The sequence below is a fragment of the Saccharospirillum sp. genome, assembly GCF_040881935.1.
Classification (GTDB): Bacteria; Pseudomonadota; Gammaproteobacteria; order Pseudomonadales; family Natronospirillaceae; genus Saccharospirillum.
The window spans coordinates 1-22,085 of record NZ_JBBECH010000045.1; the positions used below are offsets into that span (position 1 = coordinate 1).

Genomic DNA, 22,085 nt, shown 5'->3' on the forward strand with positions numbered 1-22,085 from the left:
AGTGTGAATGAGCCGCTACAGGGAAAACAGGTGCTGATTTATTGGCGCTTACGAACAAATTCAAAGCAATTTTATTGAGACTAAAATTCAAGAACTATGTTGATCGTAGGTTTAATTAGCCACTCGATTATTTTGAATCTCCTTTCTTCGAGCAGCCTCTGATTCCTTAAAGTATTTGTACTTCGAAAGATCAAATGTGGATAATATCGTTAATTCTGATAAGGAAAAAGTCACTCTATATGAAACAAGTGTATTTTTCATCCTCTGTTTTTCTTCCATCGACTTCTGTAAATATTGATTAGCAGATGAAGTCAAAATATCAATTACCTCATCATAATCTGTTGTTAGCTCTAGGCACATATCACCTGGATCTCGATACCCAGAAACCAACGGTATTATACTTAATTCATTATGATCAGACTGCCCTCTTGGTCCAATTATTTCATAAGGAACAGCTACGTAACACCTATTATTTTTTAGTGTTATCAAAAGCGTTTTGATTTTCGTTGTCGACATAAAGTGCGAGATAAATTCGCTTTCAGTTGATTTAAGGTACCAGTATAGCTCAGCTTTTTTCCGCAATCTGTTATTGATTGGAATACGTTTTCCGAATTCATGCTTCATAAACTCAAAAATTGAAGCTCGGTTATAAATACGTATACCAATTAATACAAGCACAAAAGAGATAGTCAATATCAACAAAAAATAAATGTTAGTTAAATTTAATGAAGGTAGTCCATTCGAGGTAGCCAACAAAAGCAGCTTAACTTGAAAGTCTCTAAAAATTAAATTAAAAATCCATAAAATAACAAAGGCAATAACAAAAAAAACTAACCCTGTTGTCAAAGCCCTATACACCAAGTGATGACCTTGGTATTTAGGAACTTTAAATTTATAAGCCATTGTGTTTGTTAAAAAAACATACCCGACTATTGCAACACTAATTAGTACAAAAATCCCTCCTTGCATCTATACTATCCTGTAGACATAGTGGTTTCTTTATAATCTCTGACTTGCTCTGTAAGATCATTATCTGACACGAGAGAATTTAAATTTAACCTTACTCCTTGAGAGCTAATTTCAAAATAAACCTCGTCTAACGGAGCTATTTTTTCTTCGCTATCCTGCTTTACACTAGATTTTTTAAAAAACATGTTCCATTTCATATAAATAGCCTCTTGTCATTTTTCTACTAAATAATGTAGCACACTATGCGAAAGATTTAAGAACAACTATTTTTATTTATTTGATAGTCTATAACAAAATAGAATTATTTGTTTTTATTTTATGCCAGTATCTTATAAAGGCTAGTCCAGTTTTTAGTATACTAGACCCCTTTTCAGAATTAATAGTCATCTATATTGTGGTTTTACCGCCAGTTAAAAACAATTTTTCGCTCAATCGAAAAATTTATTATCACGCAAAATCAATAAGTTACATACACTAACTCAAAGGTTACCTCATCGGCGCACTTCCCTCATGCTTCACATACCTCACAGCCCATAGTACACAAAGGGCGCTGCCTCCCCACCTTGCAGCTTGCTCTCCCTAACAAACAGATGAGTATCGATGCCCAGCGCCTGGTGCTCAATCAACCCCCGGCCCCGCTTGCTGGTCGGTGTGCTGGCTCGCTGGCTTTGCCAGTAGAAGGCTCGTCCAACCAGTGGTCCAAGTTGCGGTGGTCTTCGATCTTGGCGCTTTTGTTCAGGGTTATCAGGAGAATGTGGGCTGATTGGCTGGCTAGCACTATGTGCCCGCTGTTCCAGTTGCCGGAGTTGATGGTTTCATTGGACAGCGAGGGTTAAGCTGTTTTCGCTATCTGACCCGAGAGTCGCTCAAGAGCAAGTGAGATACTTCTGTCATCGAAGAGCTTTTGCTTGCGTTGCGCCCATTTGGCACCGGCAGGCCACTCTGCCACCCCGCCTTTAACACCTTCCACACTGGCCTGGCAGCCCTGCTTAAATACTAACCAGTCTACGGTAGACAATAGCTCCATTCCGAACGGGGATTCGAAGCCTTCAATAAGGGCTGTTACCTCTTCCAGCGCTGGCAGGAATGGTTGCGCTTCCGTCTTCAGGTAGGTGTTCACTTTGAGCTTTTTGTCGTCATTAAAGCGTATCAGGTCAGACGGCTTTGCATCTGAGATTCGCTTGTCGGCCTGTAAATAGCTGCCGTCCAATGCATCGAGTAACTTATCTAGATTATGCGCGTACGGGCCGTAGTTCCGGGGCTGGAAATCGAGATTCAACGTGTGCTTTATTCCACTCTTGTCGAGCCCGCGCTGAAGAAACCACGCCAGCTTTTGTATTTCGAGCAGGCTGCATTCCATGCCCAATACGGCGTACCGTCGCACCAGTTCTGCTATTAGGGCACGAGGGGCGGTTAGTGTTTCAACCCCTTTTTTCTTAGCCACGTTCTGGTACTTTTCGACCGGCTCGTAAATCACGATGTCAACATTTTCAAGATCGGCCAGTGCTGCTTCAATTCTGGGCTTAACGTCTAGCCACCTCAACCCGCCGTTCCCGGCACCCAGAGGAGGGATGGCGACGGAACGCACCTGATTGTCGATCAGGAAGGCGTGAAGGTCTTCCAGACCCTGATCAATCCACTCAATCTTCGAACTCGAGCGCCAGTGCTGCTTTGTGGGGAAGTTGAGGATCCAGCGCGGTCCCATGAGTTCATCCGAGCTGGTGACAAACACCTTACCTGTCCTGACTTCGCCCTGTTTGCAGGCAAGCTCATATTCTCTATTGTTATTAGGAAACCTCTCCTTAAACATCAAAGCGATACCCTTGCCCATGACACCAACGGTGTTCACGGTGTTCACAAGCGCTTCGACGTCCGCGTCCAAAAGGTTTCCTGTTGTGTATCTGATCATTGGAAATACCATTTAGGCCGGGTATAAACCGGCAGATTCAACCCACTCGTGTTGATCATCAATTCTAGTTCAGATCGTACCGTGTCCGAATGGCAGAAGACACCCAATAGCCCACCAACCGGGCACTGGCCGTATACCAAAGCTTCCGCCTGATACCGTTCGAACTTGCCCGGGTCATCCAGGTCGCGCCGGAAGTCCCTGTTTTGCAGGAGCGGCCAGTCAATTACATTAAGATCTGAAAGCTCGGTATAAAACTTGGCCCAAGCATAATAAGCATGGGAATCAGTAAACACGAAGGGAATGTTCTGCTTTGCCAGCTCGTGCAGGCTAGAGACCAAAATGACTATGTCGTCATTCGCACGCCTTACAATACCCCCATAGCCTGTACGAATATTGTTCAACATAGGCGAGAAAGGGGTGAAATAGAACGGCACATAGTCGTTAAGAACGCCTCCGGGCCCCACCGGAACCGGGTGATTAGCCCGTTTGTCGATCAACTCAGGATTCCCGATCGACACCCAATCTTCGGCCAATTGGCCACTGTTGACGGCATGCAACCCGTTTGTGATGACCCAGGGCATGTTGTGCCGGTGAACAATCCTCCAAATGAGCGCCTTGGCTGGGTTTAAAGTGCTGGCATAGTTGAAAGCCATCTACTTAGCCCTTCCATAGGGGTGACTCTTATACCGGGGGTCATTCATCTGGCCACGCAGTTCATCGCAGTTGAGGCAGAAGGTGGTGAAGAGGACCGTTTTCCTGATAGCCATAAATACCGGGTTCGCTAATCTTTTGATTTCACAAGAAAACCGTTGGGCTTGTTCCCCCTGCAATGGTTGCATTGGTTCAAGCAGGGCGACTAGATAGTTCAGTAAAAACGGAAAGGCACCGGCAAGTCAATCGCCAGGCCACTCAATGTTGCTCCCGATCACAACTCATGGAGCCTAAGCAGCCCGTAATACACTAAACCCCTCAAACAACCGCTCAGGCAAGGCAGATTCCAACCCCAGCGTAATACTCATCGGCTTCCCACCCTGGCTGCTCAACACCTGCGCCGGCCCAAGAGCCCGGTATGGTGCGCCCTTCTTTGTTCTCACAAACAACTGAAACTGCCAGCCGTTGGTCTTCTGCTCCAGATACCGCTTGCCCGCCTCTGTTCTCGGGCCTGCCGAGTTCTGGGTCTGCCAGTGGAAGCGGTCCCGACTGATGGCGTAGTCGTGGTAGGCCACGCCTTCGTGGCGGGCTTCGCTTTTATCGAGGGTGATGAAGATCAGTTCGGTTTTCTGGTCGTGCAGGCGCAATACGCCTTCCCGGAATTCGGGTCGGCTGTCTTCGGTCCAGCGGCCTACGGCGGTTAGGATCTCACGTAGCTGGTAGGCGGCGTGCAGGCGCAGCGGTGTGTGTTCCAGGCCGGGTAAGGGCTTGAACCTGTGGTAGTGCCGGGTTTGCAGCACTTCCGCCAGGGCTTTGAGTTCCTGGTCGCTGGTTATGCGGTAGCTGGCTGGGTCTTCCGCGACCTGGGCCAGCAGTTCCCATTGGGCCGGGTCGTCCTGGTGCAATAGGGCGGCGAAGCGTTTGCTGAAGTAGGTTTCCTCAGTGCTGCCATTGCCGGTGATGAGCCCGGCGGCGCGCTGCAGGTTGGTCCAGCCGCTGTTGGTGTTGGTGCTGTGGGAGCGGTAGATGTCTTCCAGTTCCAGGTCGTGGTCGGTTAGGAAGGCGCTCAGGCTTACCTGGTTGCTGCCTTTCAGCGCGGCATAGCGGGCGAGCTCGGTTTGCAGGCGTCGCCAGTTCTGGTTAATGGCCTGTTTCAGGCTGCGCAATATGTGTTCGCGGGCGGTTTTGTGCAGTTGCAGGTGGCAGCCGCTGGGCAGTCTGGCGAAGCCGTGCTCGACTGAATCGGCAATCTCCCGGCGTGAGAGGCCGGTGATGCTGCTGTACAGGGTGTCGAACCGGAAACCATCCTGATACAGGCCCACAAAATCGAGTACCAGGCAGCTTTCTTTGCCTTCATAAAGCCGCAGGCCGCGGCCGATTTGTTGCTGGAAGACGGTGGCGCTTTGGGTGGGGCGCAATAGCAACAGGGTGTCGACGAAGGGTAAGTCGATGCCTTCGTTGTAGAGGTCGACAGTGACGATGACGTTGATCTCGCCGTTTTGCAGTTGGCGCGGGGCGGCGTTGCGGTCGTCTCGGCTGGTTTGACCGGTCACCAGCCGGGCGTTGATGCCGGCCTGGTTGAATTGCCCGGTCATGAACTCGGCATGCTCAACGGATACACAGAACGCCAGGGCTTTGCACTGGCTAGTATCGGCCACCAGGTTGCGCCAGTTGTTGATGATGGTGCGGGCGCGCATCTGGTTGCCGGTCAGCAGGTTGCTGAGCTGTTGCTGTTCCAGTTGCGGCTGGCCCCAGTTAATTGCGCGGTAGTCTTCGCCGTCGTCGCAGCCATAGTATTCGAACGGGGCCAGCAGTTGCAGGTCGAGTGCGTGCCACAGTCGCAGTTGGGCGGCGGGTGTGCCGTCGGGCCGGTTGTGGAAGTGACGCAATATGTTTTTGCCATCGTGGCGTTCCGGGGTGGCGGTCAGGCCCAGCAAAACGGCAGGCTCTACCGTGGTCACGAACTGCTCGAACCCTTTGGCTTCGATGTGGTGGCATTCGTCGATTACCACCACTTGCCAGTAGTCGGCCCCCTGTTGCGCCAGCAGTGCCTGGCTTTGCAGGCTCTGGATGGTGGCGAACAGGTGGTTGTGTTGCTCGGGGTCGTGGTGGCCGGTCAGCAGGTCAGCAGGTCACCGAAGTTCGGGTCGTGCAACACTTGGCGATAGGTATGCTGGGCTTGTTTTAGAATCTCCTCCCGGTGCGCGACAAACAACAGCCGGGGCTGACCGCCCTGCTCCCGGGCAATGCGCCGGTAGTCGAACGCGGCCATTACGGTTTTACCGGTACCGGTTGCCGCCACCAGCAGGTTGCGGGTGCGGCCGTGTGCGCGTTCGTTGTCCAGTTGTTCGAGGATATCGGTTTGGAACGGCTTGGGTATCAGGTCGAAAAAGGTCGGCAAGCCAATGGGTGCGTCATACTGGGTCGATTCCCGTTTCAGGGCGCTGCGCAGGGCGGCTTGGTGGTCGCTGTTGTTCGGGTCGTAGGGTTGGAATTCATTGTCGAGCCACAGGGTCTCGAAGTGCGCTTTGGCCCGGCTGAACAAATCGGGCTGGCCATGCTGGGTGAACTTCACCGTCCATTCCAGCCCGCCCATCAGCGCCGCGCCGGAGAAGTTGGCGCTGCCCACGTAGGCGGAGCCAAAACCGGTATCCCGCTCGAACAGCCAGGCTTTGGCGTGCAACCGGGTGCGCCGACCGTCCAGCGAGACCCGCACTTCGCAGTTCGGTAATTCGGCCAACTGGTTCAGGGCTTTCTGGTCGGTCGCGCCGGTGTAGGTGGTGGTGAGCACGCGCACACTGGCCTGACTTCGGCCCTGGCCATCGGTTGCGGTAATGGCCTTCAGGCGGTCGAGCAGTTTGCGCACACCGGATACGGTGATGAAGCTCACCAGAATATCGACATGGTTGCAGCTGTTCAGCTCGGCCTGCAGTTCGTGCAATAACGCCGGGGAATCTTTGCCTGCGGTGAACAGCCAGGGCTGAGCCAGGCCAATCGCCGGGAGGTCAGGCTTGAGCCCCTTGGGGTGAATTGCGCGCAGGGCCTCAGGTGTGGAACTGATGATATTGCCGGGTACCGGGGGTTGCTGCAGGGAGGCAAGCAGTTGGTTGGCCCAGGCTACTTGTGCTTCGGCTTTCTTCGTTGTTTTTGTGGCTTTAATGCCATTCAAACGCGCCAGCAAGCGCTCGGCTACGGCCGTGGCCAGACGCTCCGGCAAGTTCGCTTGGCTGATCTTCTCGTAGGTGGCTTCCAGCAGGGATTCGTCCACTTGCCGGTGAAGGTCATCGGTTGCCAGTAGGTCGTAGAGGCCCTGGTAAAGCTCTTCCATGTTGGGGTTCCCGGTTTTACTGCGGTAACCAGGTTCGCATGGTTTGGGTGGGGATGCCAGAGGGTGAGGTTGATTGGGCCGCCGTCCAGCTTGCGCTGCCGCTCTGATGCGCCTTTCCAGGTTTATACCTGCCAGGGGCTGAGCTATCATGATGGTGTAAATACTGCAGCTACCCACTATGGAGGCGCTATCATGCAGCAGGCTCATACCACCAAACAGGAAGCGCTGGACGCCATCCAACGATTACCTGACAACGCAGACACCGAAGCCATCATCTATCAGCTCTATGTGCTGGAGAACATTCGTCGCGGCCAGCAAGATGCCACCAAAGGCAATACTCAATCGGCTGAAGAGGTAATGAAGGATATTCAATCGTGGTGAAGTGGACTAACCATGCCACAATCCAGCTTCGCCATATTTACGATTACATTGCTCAGGATTCGCCACTGTATGCCAGGTTAGTAAGTGAAGCTTTGGTGCAGAAAACCATTGGCCTGGACGAACTACCCCGTAGAGGTCACAAGGTACCGGAACTGAACGAAGAGTCGGTGCGTGAATTAAGCCTTTATTCCTATCGGATTCTATACGAAGTCAAATCTGATGGTAGTGTCGAAGTTCTTGCTGTGATCCACAAACGGCGCAATGTAGAGCCGGATGACATTCCGAGGGAGCCATAGAGCTATTCTTCAATGCCGCGAACTTGCCTTAACCTCTCAAACAACCGCTCAGGAAGACAGCTTTAGATCGCCTTTGCACTAAGACTCAGGGTGCATTGATCCGGGTAATCTGTGCTTGCTCAATCTGCTTGCGCTGGCGCTCTGATGCACCTTCCAGGACCTTGGCATAGATCCGCTTCTTCTCTTTAGACGACGCATACCGGATGAAATCTGAAAATGCGGTTGACGCCACTTTGGGTTGACGGCGGAACATTGTTCGAGGCCTCTTGGGTGTATAGTGATCAACTGGGTCAAGAACTCGCGACTGTATTCTTGACCAACATATCAGTCAATGCGACTGATGGGCCTCCCAACTATGAAACTTTGCTGTCGAAGACGTAGCTGTTGTCGGGCAGGCTGAGGATGTCGGTTTTGTTGGTACGGTCTGGGCTTGCGGTCAGCCCGAAACCTCAACCGGCACCAAGATTGTGCCCCACTCACCCACTTCGTTGAGAAACCGCTCGCGCAGCTCGAGCCCTATTTGGACAGCCATCTCAAATGAAAATTAGAAAAATCGCTATAAGCTTGGTACTCACCTGGATTTTACTGTCGGCAACCGCATCCGCCTGTTGCAGTGGCTCAGAGTCACTAACCCAAACTGACTTTATTGGGCAATGGAATATGTTGATTGGTGATTTTTCCAACGGATTGATCGTAAACGACGATTTCAGTGGTAGTTTTTACAACCTGGTGAACGGGAATCGCGTTAGCGGGCTCTCGTTTGCTTCGGACGACGTTACATTCCATGATGATTTGATAATCATCGATGTCTATATGACCCGACCAAGGGGTTTGATTCGCCGGTTTACGTTGTCTGGCTGGAAGTCGTCTAATACGACAAGAATTTATGGTTACATGTATCTGTATGATGGATTCGGCCGCCAATTCAATGGAAAGGCAGTGATGCTCGATAAGGTCGAATAGTGGCACTTCGGCAATTTCAACCTTGACTCGATAGAACACGGTCTAAAAATTCCGCGTCAAGGCAAATTCGCGACTTCTAGTTCAATGATTTTATCCACTCGATACCACACACGGGACCAAAAAACAGGTCGGCTGCCGAGAAGCCGATCCTGATACTCTTCTGCTCAACGAAGCACACAATCGAGTGTCGTTAGTCTCTTTGTTCTTGAGGCTTTTCTACCGTGACTCCTGACTGAGTCTTTTCTACATTCTTACTGAATGCTTTTGTAATGGCAAAGTCAGTAATTACGAATACCGTTAGGTAAATAGCCACGTCCCAGTACCCGGGAAAAGAGTCACTAAACTTGCTAGATAGCAGTAGTAATAAAAGCAAGGTTAAAAATCGGGCTAAATATATCATTTACCATTCCTTATAGGTTTACTCGATCAATCCTTTTCACTAAAGCGCTCGAATTTGCATAGCCTTATTTTGAGACTGAATCTCAAACAAATCTGAAACCTTCACCAGGTCACTCAGCTTCTTGTACCCATAGTTGATGGGTGAAAACGAGCTATTGTTGGAGATATAGGCGCCAACGGCACCCAAATGCGCCCAGCCCTCTTCATCCGAAGTCTGCTCAACGGCGGTTCTCAACAGCTTTACAAGGGCCGTGTTCATCCTCAGCTCGTTTCTGCTTTGCTTCTTCGGTGATGGATGCGCTTCGGCCTTGGCAACGGTGTTTGCCGCAGGCTCTTGCTCCTCTACCGCCTCCAGATTCTCCGTATAAATAAACTGGGAACAGGCATCCACAAAGGGCTGGGGCGTCTTTTTCTCGCCGAAGCCATATACCGTGAACCCACTTTCGAGCAGGCGCATGACCAGGGGTGTGAAATCGCTGTCGCTGGTCATGAGTGCAAAGGCATTCACATTGTCACCATACAATAAGTCCATCGCATCGATAATCATGGACGCATCGGTCGCGTTTTTGCCTTTGGTGAGGGCAAATTGTTGAATCGGGCGGATGGCGTTTGGGTGAACCTTCTCGATCCAGCCTTTCATGTTCGGGTTGTTCCAGTCGCCATGGGCATGGCGAACGTTTACTTTCCCGTACTTGGCGAGTTCTTCCAGCACGCCTTCTATGGCCCGGTGGCTGACGTTGTCGCAGTCTATCAGCAGTGCGATATTTTGGTTTAACGCCATTGAGCGTATCTTCCCTGACAAGTTCGTAGTGGTTCAAGCATAGCAAAATGCTGGTGATGCAGCAGCGAGTGTTACGCTGTTTCGCTATCTGGCCCGAGAGTCGCTCAAGAGCAAGTGAGATACTTCTTTCATCGAAGCGCTTTGGCTTTCGTTGCGCCCATTTGGCACCGGCAGGCCACGCTGCCACCTCGCCTTTAACACCTTCCACACTGGCCTGGCAGCCCTGCTCTGATACCAACCAGTCTACGGTAAACAATAGCTTCATTCCGAAAGGGAATTCAGGCTGATGTGGATCACATCATGTCATGGTTGGACAACACCTGAGCCTCATTCCAGACTATGAGGCTCAGGGAGTATTAGTTACATTGTTCGAACTTGGAATTACCCTCAACACCCTGTTAACTCAAAAGGCGCCAGCATATGACTGACCAGACACCGAACCCAAGCCCCAATCAGGATGGCGACCGCAGCTCACTGGAGAGAGCCGTCGAATATACGCTCTGGAACAGCCGTTTCCTGGTGTTGTTTGCTGTGGCGTCGAGTCTGCTGGGTGCCCTGGTGCTGTTTATCATCGCCAGTCTCGACATTCTTTCGGTGATGGTGGACGCCTGGCACTACTATACCGGCGCCAGCGATGTCGATATTCACGATACGGTGGTTACCAACATCATCGTTGCCGTCGATATCTACCTGATCGCCATTGTGCTCATGATCTTTGGCCTGGGTATCTACAAACTGTTCGTTTCCAGAATCGAACCAGCCAGTACCAAGGATGCTTCCCATCCGTTCAATGTGCGTTCGCTGGACCAGCTCAAAGATAAGATCGCCCGGGTGGTGATACTCGCGGTCATCATCGAGTTCTTCCGGGCGGTGGTCGACATTCACTTTCAAACGCCGATGGATGCCATTTTGCTGGCACTCTCAGTTCTGGCACTGGCTGCGGCCTTGTTCCTAATGAGTCTCGCGCATAAGTTCGACCAGACTCATGGGGACAAATAATGGCCGAAGGCTATTGGCTATTCAATCGGGCCCGGGTAGCCGTGCCGGTGCTGCCCCGCCACTGGCAGCGCCTGAGCAGTGAGTCGATGAGCGTTTTATTTTAAAAGAGGCAAATAGGCATAGCGGGTTTACACTGGTAATTGATGGCAATACTCTTTCCATTGCTATACAAGACATCGTCCCCTGTCTGTGAGGTGTCAGTAACTGACTCTACCCAACCCACAGCAGGTCTGCATGAAACCCGAATCCTCTCGATTTTTCTCACACACGACACCGGCCAGATGGCTGGGGTGGTGCCTGGTGTTCGCTCCCTGTTGGTTGTTGCTCACCGGTGGCGATGGCTGGGGTTTCGGGGTTGTCGCGGTCGCCGGGTCGGCTGCTGTAGCGGTGTGGCTGGGTGCCTCTGTACGACTGCCTGGCTGGCGGCAGTTGCCTGGGTTTATGGGGTTTCTACTGCGTGCGGCTATTCAGGGCGGCTGGGACGTTGCACGTCGGGCCTGGTTACCTTCCTTACCCATATCACCGGGCTGGGTGGAGTATTCACTGCGCACCGAGGACGAGCGGGTGCGGGTTTTATTGTCGGCCATCATCGGCATACTGCCGGGCACCCTGGCACTCAGGGTCGACGAAAACCGTCTGGTTATTCATGCTCTGGACATCCACCAGGACTGGCGTTCGACGATTGTGGCGTTGGAATCACGTCTGGTTTATCTGCTTCTGGGGCGCGCCCTATGAGCGGGTTTATTACGGTGATGGGGTTAATAATGGTGATCGTACTGACCGTCCTGTTGCTGGCCTTACTGGCCAGTCTGGTGCGGGTGGTGCGGGGGCCCACCCGGGCAGACCGGTTACTCTCGGTACAGATGATGAGCACCGTCGGCACCGGAATACTCCTGCTGATGGCCCACTACGGACAGCAGCCAGCACTCATTGATGCCGCGCTGATCATCGCGCTGCTGGCCGCCGTCATCAACGCTGCTTTGGTACAACTGCTGCGAGCCCCGCGCCATGACTGAGGTGTGGGGCTTAATCAGCGGGCCGGTCGCGCATGCCGTCGCCTATGGCTTTTTGCTGATTGGGGCGTTCTTTTTTATCTCCGGCACACTCGGCGTACTGCGCTTTCCGGATATCTACACCCGGCTCCATGCCATCACCAAGGCCGACACCCTGGGGCTGGGTTTTATCGTGCTGGGGTTGTGTCTGATCTCGGGCAGTGCGCGCACAAGCCTGCTGATGATTGGAGTCTGGGTGCTGGTTATGGCCTCGGGCGCGACCGCTTGCCAGTTGCTGGCCCGTTATGAACAGGATGACACCGACAGGGAGCGCCGGGATGACCGCTGACGGTTTTTTTGATGCACTGCTGGCCATGTTAATCGTCAGCCTCGCTTGCGGTGCCCTGTACAGCCGGTCGCTGTATCGTGCCGTGGTGTTTTTTATTGCCCTGGGTTTGAGCCTGGCACTGGTGTGGGCACGGCTGAGTGCACCGGATCTGGCACTGGCCGAAGCAGCCATCGGCGCAGGCCTGACCGGTGTATTGCTGTTGTCGGCCCTCAAACATCAAGCCGCCGAACCACTCCGCCCCATGCGACCCAGCTTTCAATTGTTAATGGCTGTTCTGACCGGGGTGACGTTTTTACTGGTGCTGACGACGGTCTGGTCTATGCCAGCCGGTATGGCTCAGGTCGGGCAGCTCGCGTTGAACTCCGTTAATGACAGCGGAGTTGAGCATCCGATCACCGCCGTTCTATTGAATTTCCGGGCCTGGGATACCTTGTTGGAATTACTGGTGGTGGTGTTGGCGCTGCTGGGTGTACGGCAACTCAAGCTGCCGAACGACAGGCTTCCCGTCGCCTGGCCTCTGCTGCTGGCCTGGAGCAAGCTGTTAGCCCCGCTGAGTTTGCTGCTCGGTGTGTATTTGCTGTGGCGCGGTGCCGATGCACCCGGTGGTGCCTTTCAGGCCGGAGCACTTATCGGCTCTGGCCTGCTGATGCTGAAACTGGTGGGCCTGGCCCCAACCACGCCCTGGTCGCACTGGGGTATCAGGTTGCTGGTGCTGCTCGGCAGCTTCACGTTTCTGCTGGTCGCGATGGCAACGGACGTGTTCGGGGCGGGCTGGTTAACTTACCCGCCGGGCTGGAACAAGGCGCTTATTTTGCTGATCGAAGTGGCGGCAACGGCGTCCATTGCCCTGTCACTGGCGATGCTGGCGGGCAGCGACCACCGGGAGCTGAACCAATGACGGACGTTCAGCTGTTTGTGGGCCTGGGCCTTCTGCTCTGGTTGTTGGGGTTGCATGCGGTGATGACCCACCGTCACACCATTCACCGGTTAATCGCCATCAATGTCAGCGGCAGTGGCGTCTTCCTGGTCATGGTCAGCCTCGCCAGTCGGGGGGAGGGGGTCGACCCGGTGATGCAGGCGCTGGTGGTAACCGGCCTGGTCGTGGCGGTCTGCGCCACCGCCTTTGCCTTGCGTCTCGGCAGTGCACGGCAACAGTCTCATGATGAAGCGGAGAGCCCGTCTTGAGCTGGGCGTTGCTCAGTTTGGCCAGCCCCTTGCTGGCTGCCTTGCTGGCCTTGATGATTCGCCACGGGGCAGACCGGATTGTACTCGGTGCAACGCTGATCAGCCTGATCGCCGCGGTGCTGGCCCTGGCAAGCATAAACGGAGAACAACCGGTTTCCCTGAACCTCGGTGGCTGGGAACAGCCATTGGCCATTCGCCTGGAGCTCGGTCACCTGAGCGCCTTGCTGATGATTCTGACCGGTACCCTGCATTTGCTGGTGGGTCTTTATAACCGGGTCAGTGACCACGGCACCTCGTCTCGCAGCGATTACTGGCCCCTGTCGGCTCTGATGCATGCGGTGCTGCTGGCCTTATGGCTGTCGCGTGATCTGTTTAACTGGTTTGTGACCCTGGAGCTGCTGAGCCTGGCGGCCGTGGCGATGGTAACGCTCAGCGGACCCAAGGCCTATGCTGCTGCGCTGCACTACCTGATGCTGTCGCTGATGGCCTCACTGTTCTATCTGCTCGGCATTGCCCTGCTCTATGGCCAGGAGGGTGTACTCGATATTAACCAACTGGCGCAACAGTTGACCGACACGCCCATTACCCGCCTTTCACTCCTGCTGATGACCCTGGGGCTGATGATGAAAGCAGCGCTCTGGCCACTGTATCTGTGGCTGCCGGATGCCCACGCGAACGCGCCAACGGCGGTCAGTGCGCTGCTGTCGTCACTGGTGGTGAAAGGGCCGGTGTTTATTTTATGGATGATTCTATGGCATCTGGCACCGGCGCCCTTTGCCGAGCAACTCGGGCTGGTACTTGCGCTGTTCGGTGGGGTGGCGCTGCTGGCGGGTGCCTGGTCAGCCATGACCACCCCTTATCTGAAAACACTGGTCGCCTATTCAACCGTGGCCCAACTCGGCTATGTGCTGATTGCGCTTGGCCTGTCGTTGCGCTGGCAGGCCCTGGAACTGGCCACGGCACTGTGGCTCTTTATCATCGCCCACGCCCTGGCCAAGGTGTCCGCCTTTCTGGCCGCCGGTGAGATGCAGGGCACCTATGGGCGCAAGGAGTTGACGGTGGTGAAGGGCGCCACCCTGACCATGCCGGTGGCCATGTTTGCCTTTGCCATCGCCGGCGGCAGCCTGATCGGGCTGCCGCCCAGTGGTGGTTTCCTGGCCAAATGGATTCTGCTGCAACCGATGTTTACCAGCCCGGCTCACTGGCCCTGGGCCTTTACTATTCTGGCCGGTACCCTGGCCAGCGCGGCCTATGTTTTCCGGGTGGTTTCACTGTCGTTCGACCAGCCAGACATCACACCCGGCAGTCTCACCCAAAACCTCCCCGCTCAGTGGCTGAGCCTGCTGCCCGCCTTGCTGGTCTGGGGGCTGGCACTGCTCAGCCATCCATTACTGCTGTGGCTGAGTCGCGGGGCCGTGGTATGAATTTTCTGCAGCAGGCGATGCCCTTGTTGGTTGTGCTCAGCTCGCTGATTCCGGGCCTGATCATCTTCACGCTGCGTGAAGACCAGAGAGCACTGCGTACTTTTCTAAACCTGGCGGGGGTCAGCGTACAGCTGGTGCTGGTCGCACTGATGCTGCTGGGTGTGAGCCGGGGCTTCAGCTTCAAGCTGCAACTGCCGTTCATCCCCAATGCCGACCTGATTCTTCGGGCCGATGCGCTGTCACTGCAGTTTGTCACCCTGTCTTCCGTGCTGTGGCTGGCTACCACTCTGTATGCCATTGGCTATCTGAAAGGCTCGGCGCAGCACTCCCGCTTCTTCGGGTATTTCAGTCTGTGCGTCAGCACAACGGTAGGGCTGGCGCTGGCGGGCAATCTGATCACCTTTCTGTTGTTCTACGAACTACTCACCCTGACGACCTTTCCGCTGCTGGTACACAGAGGTACCCGGGAAGCGCTGAAAGCAGGCAAGATTTATCTGGCCTATACCCTCACTGGCGGTACGCTTTTATTGCTCGGCATTGTCGTGTTGCACAGCCTTGCCGGCAGCCCTGAATTCATGACCAATGGTTACCTGCAGGCGTTTCAGGATGACCACAGGCTGACCCTGACCCTGGCCTTTGCGCTGCTGATCGCTGGCCTGGGCGTAAAAGCGGCGCTGTTTCCGTTGCACGGCTGGTTACCCCGGGCCATGGTGGCACCGGCACCGGTCAGCGCGCTGTTGCATGCCGTTGCTGTGGTCAAGGCGGGTGCCTTTGGCATCATTCGGGTGGTCCACGATGTCTATGGCATCAGTCTGGCGCACACCTTGAACCTGATGTCTCCGTTGCTGTGGCTGGCTGCCTTTACCATTATTTTCGGGTCGGTGATGGCGTTGCGTCAGAACGAAATAAAAAAGCGTCTGGCCTATTCAACGGTGAGTCAGGTGTCTTACATCACCCTCGGCGTTGCCTTGCTCGGGCCCATTGCCGCCATCGGCGGTCTGGTGCACCTGGTGCATCAGGGGCTAATGAAAGTCACCCTGTTCTTTTGCGCCGGTATCTTTGCCGAGACGCTGCATGTCCATCGCATTCAGGACATGAACGGTATTGGTCGCCGCATGCCCCTGACCATGGCGGCCTTCACCGTGGGGGCCCTGGGCATGATGGGTCTGCCGCCCATCGCGGGCTTTGTCACCAAATGGTATCTGGGCATGGGCGCGCTTGAGATGGGGCAGCCCTGGGTGCTGCTGATTCTAGTCGGGTCGGGCATTCTCAATGCCCTGTATTTTCTGCCGCTGATCTACCGTGGCTGGTTTGGCCTGGCGCCCGAGCGATGGCCGGAGGATACCGGGCTGGGCGGCGGCATCCCTGGCTGGCGTGAAACCCACTGGATGCTGCTGGCACCGACGCTTTTTACGGCCCTGGCGTCAATTCTGGTGGGCGTACTGGCGGGCACTCCCATCAGTCCGCTCGCCTGGACTCACTTCATTGTTAACCCGGAGTTCGGGTTATGACCGGCTTTTTCTGGTTGGGCATCATAGTGCTGCCACTGTTATCGGCACTGTTGCTGCTGGACGCGGGCAAGCGCTGGCGACCGCTGATCTGGCTGGCACCCCTTCCCGCCTTAGGTCTGGCCTGGTTTCCGCTTGAGGTGCTGAGGGTGGATTTTCTCTGGCCCGGCGCCCGCTGGGGGGTGGAAGACGATCTTGCCAGAAACTGGCTCGGCTTTACCGCCCTGCTCTGGCTGGGCGCCGGACTTTACGCCTGGCAAAACCACAAGGATGACCCTCACGCGCCCCGTTTTCAGGCATTCTGGCTACTGACCCTGACCGGCAATCTGTTGCTGCTGATCGCGCTCGATGGCATCAGCTTCTATGTCGGCTTCACACTGATGAGCATCAGTGCCTATGGTCTGATCATTCACAAGGGCGGTCCTGGACCGATACAAGCCGGCCGACTCTATGTGCAACTGGCAATTCTGGGTGAAATGCTGATCTACGCGGCCCTGATGCTGCGCATTCAGGAAGCCGAAGGCTCTTTGCTGCTGTCCGACTGGCAACAGAGCCCAATCTCCCCGCTCACGGCCAGCCTGTTACTGGTTGGCTTTGGGATTAAAGCGGGTTTTTTCCCGCTGCACATCTGGCTGCCACTGGCGCACCCGGCTGCGCCGCCGGCGGCCAGTGCGGTGCTCTCCGGCGCGATGATCAAAGCTGGCATCCTGGGCCTGTGGCGCTTTTTGCCGGAAGCCGATGCCAACCTGGCGAACTGGTCACCCTGGCTGATAGCCCTGGGACTGGTCAGTGCCTTTTACGGAGTCGCGCTGGGCCTGTTGCAAACCCGGGTCAAAACGGCGCTGGCCTATTCATCAATCAGCCAGATTGGCTATTTGCTGGTAATTCTCGGGCTGGCCCTTGGGACCGTGCATGACGTCAGTCCCTGGCCCGCGGCACTGGCGCTGTTTGGCGTGCATCACGGCCTGGCCAAGGGTGCCTTGTTTATGGGCGCGGGCCTGGCGATGACGGTTAAATTGCCGCGCTCTGCCTGGGTTCTGATGACCCTACCAGCGCTGGCATTGGCAGGCTTGCCACTGACCGGTGGCGCCATCGCAAAAACCGCCCTGAAAACCGGGGTCTACGACAGTGACCTGACGATGCTGATCACCCTGCTCAGCCTCGGCTCGCTGACCACCACCTTGCTGGTGATCCGCATCATGGTACTGATGCGGCAAGCAAACGAGGCGATAGCGAACCATAACCGCATGCCCCGCGCCTATTGGTGCAGCTGGGGCCTATTGTCACTTACCCCACTACTGCTGCCCTGGCTGTGGCCAGTGTTCATCGACAACCGGTCGAAGGCGCTGGCTGCCGATGCGCTCTGGGATCAGATGTCGCCCATCCTACTGGCGTTTATCCTTTACGGCATCGTCAGCCGGTTAATGGCCGGCAAAACCCTGCCCGACCCTGGTCTGGGCCTCTCGCGGTGGATATCGCTGCGCCTCAAAAAGGGGCTACAGCCAGCCAAACCCGCAACCAGCCCGCCAGCGGAGCCAGCCCGGGCCTTACCACCGCTCGGTACCCGCTGGCAGAAACAAACCGACAGCGTGACGCTGGCCAGCGCCTTGCTGGCCGCGTTGCTGCTGTTGCTGATCGGGTGGCTGGTCTGAGTCGTTGACCCGGGCGCATCTGGCTGCAACCAGACCCAGTCACCCACCTAACGCGCATTTATGAAAAGCTCGGTGTACGCGACAAGGGTGCACTGGCGACCCGGCTTGGCAGGGTTGGGGACCTGATCATCCGCTCTGATCATTAACAGCACCTCCTTAAGCACAGAGTTCACGAATAACAAAGCCTCCGGTAGACGCTGATTGCATTATTTGTTCCTATAATACTGATATAAACGTTACCCATGACTGGAGGAAATATGTCGATAGAAGTTGGCGGTTTTTTTGGCCTGATTTTACTGATCTGTGTTATTTACGGCATTTTGAAGACGGCTCAGAGCAGCGCCGGGACTGGCAGCAAGGTCCTGTGGATCCTTATCATGCTGCTGATACCCTTCCTCGGCTTTATTCTGTGGCTGTTGCTGGGCCCCAAGCGATAGTTCGAGAGTACCGTGTCAACGCTTGTTTTTCAGGGCTTTCATGGTCAGCTCATAGCCCAGCTCGATCATTTCGGCACCCCGGTGGAAATCCAGAATGCCGCATGCATCGACGGGTACTTCTATCAGCAAATCGGGCTCGAAAGCGGCTAACTGGTAGCGGGCGATGCGGTCCTGCATGGCTTCAACAGATTGGGCGAAAATATCAACAACCGAGTCGTTGTTACTCTGCGTTTCACCAGTCAACCCCAGTGATTGCCGGGTCTGCTGAAACCACTGTATCAGCTTGTTCGGGTGTTCGGCGGCGGGTATTTTGTCTGGCAGGTCTGCTGCTGTCTGAGACGTATTTCCGTTCAGTGAAACCACGACGTTAAACTCGGCATCATGATACAACATTGGCGTCATCGGCAGTGGACTCAACAATCCACCGTCGACCAGCAGCCGGCCCTTACGGTGCTCCGGCGTGAAAAAACCGGGAATGGCAATGGAGGCTCGAATGGCGTCGAACATGGAGCCCCGGGTAATCCAGACCTCCTCTCTTTTTTGAATATCGGTCGCGACCGCGCTGAAAGGTAGATTGAGTTCTTCGATTTGGGTATCACCCACCAGCTCAGCCAGTCGATCCATGATTCGATCGCCTTTGAACAGGCCAACCCGGGAATAGGAGAAATCCAGCAATTTCCAGATATCTCCCAGGGAAAGATTGCTGACCCAATCGGCGTAGTCGTCCATTTTATTAGCCGCGTAGAGCCCCCCAACCAGAGCGCCAATCGAGGAACCGGCAATGGAACTGATCTGATAGTCCCCATCGTCTTTAAGCGCCCGCAAAACACCAATGTGAGCCAGCCCGCGAGCGCCACCACTGCCCAGCGCTATGGAAGTTTTCTTCACTCTGTGTCTCTCTTATTGAATTTATGGCCCAGGGAGTCTGTTGGACTTAAGGGGATCAAAGCAAAAAGCCTACACCTACCGCCGCCTGATGACTATGGGGTAAACCCCGCCAGAAACTGGACATCCATACAGTTATTGACCATACTTTTTGATCAGCTGTATCACCCCGACGTCTGCCCATGCGCAAAATACTCCACAGCGATGCCGATTGCTTCTACGCGGCCGTTGAAATGCGCGACAACCCCGAGTTGCGCGGCATCCCCCTGGCCGTGGGCGGCGCGGTAGATCGTCGTGGCGTGATTGCGACCTGCAACTACGAAGCCCGCGCCTACGGTGTCCGGTCTGCGATGTCGACCGCCATGGCGTTAAAAAAGTGCCCGCACCTGACGCTGGTGCACGGCCGCATGGACGTTTACAAGGAAGTCTCCAGCCAGATCTTCGATATCTACCGCCGCTATACCAACCTGATCGAGCCGCTCTCTCTGGACGAAGCCTATATGGATGTAAGCGATAGCCTGGCCTGCCAGGGCAGTGCCACGCGCATGGCGGAGGCGATTCGGGAGGCGGTAAAACGGGAAGTCGGATTAACGGTGTCTATTGGCGTAGCGCCCAATAAATTTCTCGCCAAAATTGCCAGCGACTGGAACAAACCGGACGGTTTGAAAGTCATTCTGCCGGATGAGATCGACGCCTTTGTGCTCGACCTGTCGGTCACTAAACTCCACGGCGTTGGCCAGCGCACCGCCGAACGGTTGCACGCCCAGGGGCTCTACACCTGCGGTGATGTGCGTCAGCAGTCTCTGCGCAGCCTACTCGAACGCAATGGCAGTTTCGGGCAACGCCTGTGGGATCTGGCACATGGCCGGGATGAGCGCAGTGTTAAAGTCACCCGCCAGCGTAAATCGGTCAGTACCGAAACCACTTTCGTCCAGGACCTGCCCGACCTTGAACAGTGCCAGGCCCGGTTACCGGAACTGATAGAGGATCTGGAGAGTCGATTTTCCCGCCTGAACGGTTACCGCATCGAAGGAGCCGTAGTGAAAGTTAAATTCAACGACTTCCAGCAGACCACCGCCGAACACAGCCACACAGCGCCCAATGCCTCCGTTTTCAACGCCTTGCTGGAAGAAGCCTGGTACCGGCGAAGCTTGCCGGTGCGTTTGCTGGGCGTGGGTTACCGCCTGAGCCTGGTGCCTCAGCAGGATGGACCATCGCAATTGCCGCTTTGGTAAGCGTGGCTGAGAAACCCGTTTCCGTGACACAGCGGTAACCGCCCCCGGTTTTTTCTGGCAGACTGCGGTAGAACCTCATTTCCGGGCCGCCTACCTGCCATGCACACAACCAGCACGCAAGACCGGATCGGCAGCCTCGACCTGATACGGGGCGTTGCCATTCTCGGCATCTACATCATGAACATCTACTCGATGACGGCACCGGACATCGCCTACTCCGTACCGCGTTGGCGCGAAGACAGCGGCGCTGTCGATGACTGGGTGTATCTGTTTCAATCCCTGTTTGTTGAATCACGCTTTATGAGTTTGTTCAGTCTGTTGTTTGGCGTTGGTCTGGCGGTGCAATGGGAGCGGATGGCACAGCGTGGTACAGAGCCCAAACCCTGGATTAAACGCCGGCTTGGCTGGTTGCTGGTGATTGGTCTGCTGCATGGTTTTTTTATCTGGTTTGGCGATGTGCTGGCGCTCTATGCGCTGTCCGGTTTGTTCGTGATTCGACACCTTAATGATTCCGTGCGACGCCTGGTCACCACCGGTATTGGGTTCTTGCTGATCGGCCAGCTGTTTCTTGGCTACACCCTCTTTGGCTCTCTGGCGACCGGCGAAAACCTGATGCAGGTGCCAGACTTGCCATTCAGCCAGGAAGTCATCGCGGAGATGCGAAACACCAATAGCGACCTTGGCGCCCGCACCCTTCACAACATGACCGAAAACGCCTTTATGCTGATGGTGATGCCATTCATCACTTTCTGGTTCAGCACTGGCCTGATGCTGATCGGGGTCGCCCTGTACCGTGTCGGATTTTTTAACAACTCAAATGCCTGGCGCTGGGCGCTGCTATTGTGGGCTCTCGGGTTTATATGGGGTGCCGGAATACTGGGTTTGCGTTATTACTGGGGGCTGGAGTCCAGCGCTGCGCAAGCCACCATCAGCCTGATGATGGCGGCTGGACCACCCATGGCGATTGGTTATGCGTCACTTCTGGTGTCGCTGGCCCAGTCGAGCCACTGGCTGGTCACCGCACTCAGAAACACCGGCAAGATGGCGTTTACACTGTACCTTTGCCAATCGACCCTGACCATGCTGTTCTTTTCCCAAATTGTGCCAGACCTGTGGGGCAGCCTGAACCGATTGGAAACGCTGATGATTGTCGTTGGGGCCACCGTGCTGCAAATCGGTTTTGCCCATTTCTGGATCAGCCGCATCGGCCAGGGGCCGTTGGAGCGCCTGTGGCGCTGGCTCGCTTTCCGGGGAATGAATGCATGACGATATAGCAAGTCTATCAACTAGATTGTTTTGATAGTCTTTATTCCTAAACAGAAGCGCTTATCATTTACAACATTGTTAATACCCAAGGATAAGCGCCACCATGTACTTAGCACTGCAAAAAACCCGAGCACTCACCAGAAATCGCGATCTGGTCAAAACCGTCACCTTTGCTGTAATGCATTTCAGCGTCGCTTTTCTGGTGACCTGGGCACTGACCGGCGACATCCTGATCGGTAGCCTGGTCGCCATGGTGGAACCTGCGATCAACACAGTGGCGTTCTATTTTCACGAGAAAGTGTGGAGCCGCATAAAAGAACAGAGAGACAGCGGAAATACACTTGCGCCACTCCGTGCCTGAGCCAGTATTCGTGTCGATAAGTTTTACATGTTCACTCAATTTTTGCCTCTAAATGGCCAGCCAAAATAAGGCCGCTGGGCCATACAGATCATTTAAGACTATGGTGTGATTAATG

The 22,085-nt window shown here is 54.8% G+C and carries 26 protein-coding genes; 16 read left to right on the forward strand and 10 right to left on the reverse strand.

The features are described from left to right. Positions 1-111 precede the first annotated feature (111 nt). The 7 genes from WEB54_RS07180 to WEB54_RS07210 all read right to left on the reverse strand — a co-directional run bounded on the left by WEB54_RS07180 (position 112) and on the right by WEB54_RS07210 (position 6,857). A complete protein-coding gene (locus tag WEB54_RS07180) occupies positions 112-969 on the reverse strand; it encodes a hypothetical protein (protein ID WP_368054549.1) in 858 nt (285 codons plus the stop codon). 5 nt (positions 970-974) lie between these two features. Beyond that, entirely contained in the window at positions 975-1,166 is a 192-nt protein-coding gene (locus WEB54_RS07185; RefSeq protein WP_368054551.1) for a hypothetical protein, read from the reverse strand. Between the two features lie 327 nt (positions 1,167-1,493). Beyond that, a complete protein-coding gene (locus tag WEB54_RS07190) occupies positions 1,494-1,766 on the reverse strand; it encodes a DUF3427 domain-containing protein (protein ID WP_368054598.1) in 273 nt (90 codons plus the stop codon). A 35-nt stretch (positions 1,767-1,801) separates the two neighbouring features. Then, the gene (locus WEB54_RS07195; RefSeq protein ID WP_368054553.1) at positions 1,802-2,851 is read right to left on the reverse strand and encodes a macro domain-containing protein; all 1,050 of its coding nucleotides are present in this window, start codon (positions 2,849-2,851) and stop codon (positions 1,802-1,804) included. Between the two features lie 23 nt (positions 2,852-2,874). Further along, positions 2,875-3,531, reverse strand: a complete 657-nt coding sequence (locus WEB54_RS07200) for a DUF4433 domain-containing protein (protein WP_368054555.1) — start codon at positions 3,529-3,531, stop codon at positions 2,875-2,877. Between the two features lie 288 nt (positions 3,532-3,819). Further along, complete coding sequence (locus tag WEB54_RS07205) at positions 3,820-5,652, reverse strand: DUF3427 domain-containing protein (protein WP_368054600.1); 1,833 nt, start codon at positions 5,650-5,652, stop codon at positions 3,820-3,822. Then, positions 5,646-6,857 carry a DEAD/DEAH box helicase family protein gene (locus WEB54_RS07210; RefSeq protein WP_368054557.1) on the reverse strand — a complete coding sequence of 404 codons (1,212 nt, stop codon included), beginning with the start codon at positions 6,855-6,857 and terminating at the stop codon, positions 5,646-5,648. Before WEB54_RS07210 ends, WEB54_RS07205 begins: the two co-directional genes overlap by 7 nt. A gap of 192 nt (positions 6,858-7,049) precedes the next feature. On the opposite strand from WEB54_RS07210, the gene WEB54_RS07215 reads away from it, so the two are divergent. Beyond that, on the forward strand, positions 7,050-7,238 hold the full coding sequence (locus WEB54_RS07215; RefSeq protein WP_368054559.1) for a hypothetical protein: 189 nt from the start codon (positions 7,050-7,052) through the stop codon (positions 7,236-7,238). Continuing rightward, positions 7,232-7,534: a type II toxin-antitoxin system RelE/ParE family toxin gene (locus WEB54_RS07220; protein ID WP_368054561.1), complete on the forward strand. Its 303-nt coding sequence runs from the start codon at positions 7,232-7,234 to the stop codon at positions 7,532-7,534. Before WEB54_RS07215 ends, WEB54_RS07220 begins: the two co-directional genes overlap by 7 nt. An 85-nt stretch (positions 7,535-7,619) precedes the next feature. Here the strand turns inward: WEB54_RS07220 and WEB54_RS07225 are convergent, their stop codons facing one another. After that, a complete protein-coding gene (locus tag WEB54_RS07225) occupies positions 7,620-7,787 on the reverse strand; it encodes a hypothetical protein (RefSeq protein ID WP_368054563.1) in 168 nt (55 codons plus the stop codon). Positions 7,788-8,071: 284 nt separating this feature from the next. On the opposite strand from WEB54_RS07225, the gene WEB54_RS07230 reads away from it, so the two are divergent. Further along, entirely contained in the window at positions 8,072-8,497 is a 426-nt protein-coding gene (locus WEB54_RS07230) for a hypothetical protein (protein WP_368054565.1), read from the forward strand. Positions 8,498-8,936: 439 nt separating this feature from the next. Here WEB54_RS07230 and WEB54_RS07235 read toward each other — a convergent pair whose 3' ends face one another. After that, positions 8,937-9,677 carry an NYN domain-containing protein gene (locus tag WEB54_RS07235; RefSeq protein WP_368054567.1) on the reverse strand — a complete coding sequence of 247 codons (741 nt, stop codon included), beginning with the start codon at positions 9,675-9,677 and terminating at the stop codon, positions 8,937-8,939. Between the two features lie 420 nt (positions 9,678-10,097). Between WEB54_RS07235 and WEB54_RS07240 the strand changes: the two genes are divergently transcribed. From WEB54_RS07240 to WEB54_RS07285, 10 genes are all read left to right on the forward strand, one after another. Then, entirely contained in the window at positions 10,098-10,676 is a 579-nt protein-coding gene (locus WEB54_RS07240; protein WP_368054569.1) for a YqhA family protein, read from the forward strand. A 234-nt stretch (positions 10,677-10,910) separates the two neighbouring features. Beyond that, positions 10,911-11,411: a Na+/H+ antiporter subunit E gene (locus WEB54_RS07245; RefSeq protein ID WP_368054571.1), complete on the forward strand. Its 501-nt coding sequence runs from the start codon at positions 10,911-10,913 to the stop codon at positions 11,409-11,411. Continuing rightward, entirely contained in the window at positions 11,408-11,692 is a 285-nt protein-coding gene (locus WEB54_RS07250) for a monovalent cation/H+ antiporter complex subunit F (RefSeq protein ID WP_368054573.1), read from the forward strand. Before WEB54_RS07245 ends, WEB54_RS07250 begins: the two co-directional genes overlap by 4 nt. Further along, complete coding sequence (gene mnhG / locus WEB54_RS07255) at positions 11,685-12,017, forward strand: monovalent cation/H(+) antiporter subunit G (RefSeq protein WP_368054575.1); 333 nt, start codon at positions 11,685-11,687, stop codon at positions 12,015-12,017. The genes WEB54_RS07250 and mnhG overlap by 8 nt, the downstream gene beginning before the upstream one ends. Next, positions 12,007-12,915, forward strand: a complete 909-nt coding sequence (locus tag WEB54_RS07260; protein WP_368054577.1) for a hydrogenase subunit MbhD domain-containing protein — start codon at positions 12,007-12,009, stop codon at positions 12,913-12,915. Before mnhG ends, WEB54_RS07260 begins: the two co-directional genes overlap by 11 nt. Continuing rightward, a complete protein-coding gene (locus tag WEB54_RS07265) occupies positions 12,912-13,202 on the forward strand; it encodes an NADH-quinone oxidoreductase subunit K (RefSeq protein WP_368054579.1) in 291 nt (96 codons plus the stop codon). Before WEB54_RS07260 ends, WEB54_RS07265 begins: the two co-directional genes overlap by 4 nt. Continuing rightward, the gene (locus tag WEB54_RS07270) at positions 13,199-14,626 is read left to right on the forward strand and encodes a complex I subunit 5 family protein (RefSeq protein WP_368054581.1); all 1,428 of its coding nucleotides are present in this window, start codon (positions 13,199-13,201) and stop codon (positions 14,624-14,626) included. The genes WEB54_RS07265 and WEB54_RS07270 overlap by 4 nt, the downstream gene beginning before the upstream one ends. Next, complete coding sequence (locus tag WEB54_RS07275) at positions 14,623-16,137, forward strand: proton-conducting transporter membrane subunit (RefSeq protein ID WP_368054583.1); 1,515 nt, start codon at positions 14,623-14,625, stop codon at positions 16,135-16,137. The genes WEB54_RS07270 and WEB54_RS07275 overlap by 4 nt, the downstream gene beginning before the upstream one ends. Then, positions 16,134-17,786 (forward strand): complex I subunit 5 family protein, encoded by a 1,653-nt coding sequence (locus WEB54_RS07280; protein WP_368054585.1) that lies wholly within the window; start codon positions 16,134-16,136, stop codon positions 17,784-17,786. The genes WEB54_RS07275 and WEB54_RS07280 overlap by 4 nt, the downstream gene beginning before the upstream one ends. 257 nt (positions 17,787-18,043) lie before the next feature. Then, entirely contained in the window at positions 18,044-18,223 is a 180-nt protein-coding gene (locus tag WEB54_RS07285) for a PLDc N-terminal domain-containing protein (protein ID WP_368054587.1), read from the forward strand. Positions 18,224-18,238: 15 nt separating this feature from the next. Here WEB54_RS07285 and WEB54_RS07290 read toward each other — a convergent pair whose 3' ends face one another. Continuing rightward, positions 18,239-19,111 carry a patatin-like phospholipase family protein gene (locus WEB54_RS07290; RefSeq protein WP_368054589.1) on the reverse strand — a complete coding sequence of 291 codons (873 nt, stop codon included), beginning with the start codon at positions 19,109-19,111 and terminating at the stop codon, positions 18,239-18,241. Positions 19,112-19,290: 179 nt separating this feature from the next. Here WEB54_RS07290 and dinB point away from each other — a divergent pair, with 179 nt between their 5' ends. The 3 genes from dinB to WEB54_RS07305 all read left to right on the forward strand — a co-directional run bounded on the left by dinB (position 19,291) and on the right by WEB54_RS07305 (position 21,970). Beyond that, positions 19,291-20,343, forward strand: coding sequence for a DNA polymerase IV (dinB, locus tag WEB54_RS07295; RefSeq protein WP_368054591.1), 1,053 nt, complete (start codon positions 19,291-19,293; stop codon positions 20,341-20,343). Between the two features lie 99 nt (positions 20,344-20,442). Beyond that, positions 20,443-21,609, forward strand: a complete 1,167-nt coding sequence (locus WEB54_RS07300; protein WP_368054592.1) for a DUF418 domain-containing protein — start codon at positions 20,443-20,445, stop codon at positions 21,607-21,609. Positions 21,610-21,760: 151 nt separating this feature from the next. Next, a complete protein-coding gene (locus tag WEB54_RS07305; RefSeq protein WP_368054602.1) occupies positions 21,761-21,970 on the forward strand; it encodes a DUF2061 domain-containing protein in 210 nt (69 codons plus the stop codon). Positions 21,971-22,085: the final 115 nt, after the last annotated feature.

Coding starts and splice junctions, on each gene's coding strand:
- WEB54_RS07180 (WP_368054549.1), bottom strand. CDS start 969: ATGCAAGGAGGGATTTTTGTACTAATTAGTGTTGCAATAGTCGGGTAT.
- WEB54_RS07185 (WP_368054551.1), bottom strand. CDS start 1,166: ATGAAATGGAACATGTTTTTTAAAAAATCTAGTGTAAAGCAGGATAGC.
- WEB54_RS07200 (WP_368054555.1), bottom strand. CDS start 3,531: ATGGCTTTCAACTATGCCAGCACTTTAAACCCAGCCAAGGCGCTCATT.
- WEB54_RS07210 (WP_368054557.1), bottom strand. CDS start 6,857: ATGGAAGAGCTTTACCAGGGCCTCTACGACCTACTGGCAACCGATGAC.
- WEB54_RS07215 (WP_368054559.1), top strand. CDS start 7,050: ATGCAGCAGGCTCATACCACCAAACAGGAAGCGCTGGACGCCATCCAA.
- WEB54_RS07225 (WP_368054563.1), bottom strand. CDS start 7,787: ATGTTCCGCCGTCAACCCAAAGTGGCGTCAACCGCATTTTCAGATTTC.
- WEB54_RS07230 (WP_368054565.1), top strand. CDS start 8,072: ATGAAAATTAGAAAAATCGCTATAAGCTTGGTACTCACCTGGATTTTA.
- WEB54_RS07235 (WP_368054567.1), bottom strand. CDS start 9,677: ATGGCGTTAAACCAAAATATCGCACTGCTGATAGACTGCGACAACGTC.
- WEB54_RS07240 (WP_368054569.1), top strand. CDS start 10,098: ATGACTGACCAGACACCGAACCCAAGCCCCAATCAGGATGGCGACCGC.
- WEB54_RS07245 (WP_368054571.1), top strand. CDS start 10,911: ATGAAACCCGAATCCTCTCGATTTTTCTCACACACGACACCGGCCAGA.
- WEB54_RS07250 (WP_368054573.1), top strand. CDS start 11,408: ATGAGCGGGTTTATTACGGTGATGGGGTTAATAATGGTGATCGTACTG.
- mnhG (WP_368054575.1), top strand. CDS start 11,685: ATGACTGAGGTGTGGGGCTTAATCAGCGGGCCGGTCGCGCATGCCGTC.
- WEB54_RS07260 (WP_368054577.1), top strand. CDS start 12,007: ATGACCGCTGACGGTTTTTTTGATGCACTGCTGGCCATGTTAATCGTC.
- WEB54_RS07265 (WP_368054579.1), top strand. CDS start 12,912: ATGACGGACGTTCAGCTGTTTGTGGGCCTGGGCCTTCTGCTCTGGTTG.
- WEB54_RS07275 (WP_368054583.1), top strand. CDS start 14,623: ATGAATTTTCTGCAGCAGGCGATGCCCTTGTTGGTTGTGCTCAGCTCG.
- WEB54_RS07280 (WP_368054585.1), top strand. CDS start 16,134: ATGACCGGCTTTTTCTGGTTGGGCATCATAGTGCTGCCACTGTTATCG.
- WEB54_RS07285 (WP_368054587.1), top strand. CDS start 18,044: ATGTCGATAGAAGTTGGCGGTTTTTTTGGCCTGATTTTACTGATCTGT.
- dinB (WP_368054591.1), top strand. CDS start 19,291: ATGCGCAAAATACTCCACAGCGATGCCGATTGCTTCTACGCGGCCGTT.
- WEB54_RS07300 (WP_368054592.1), top strand. CDS start 20,443: ATGCACACAACCAGCACGCAAGACCGGATCGGCAGCCTCGACCTGATA.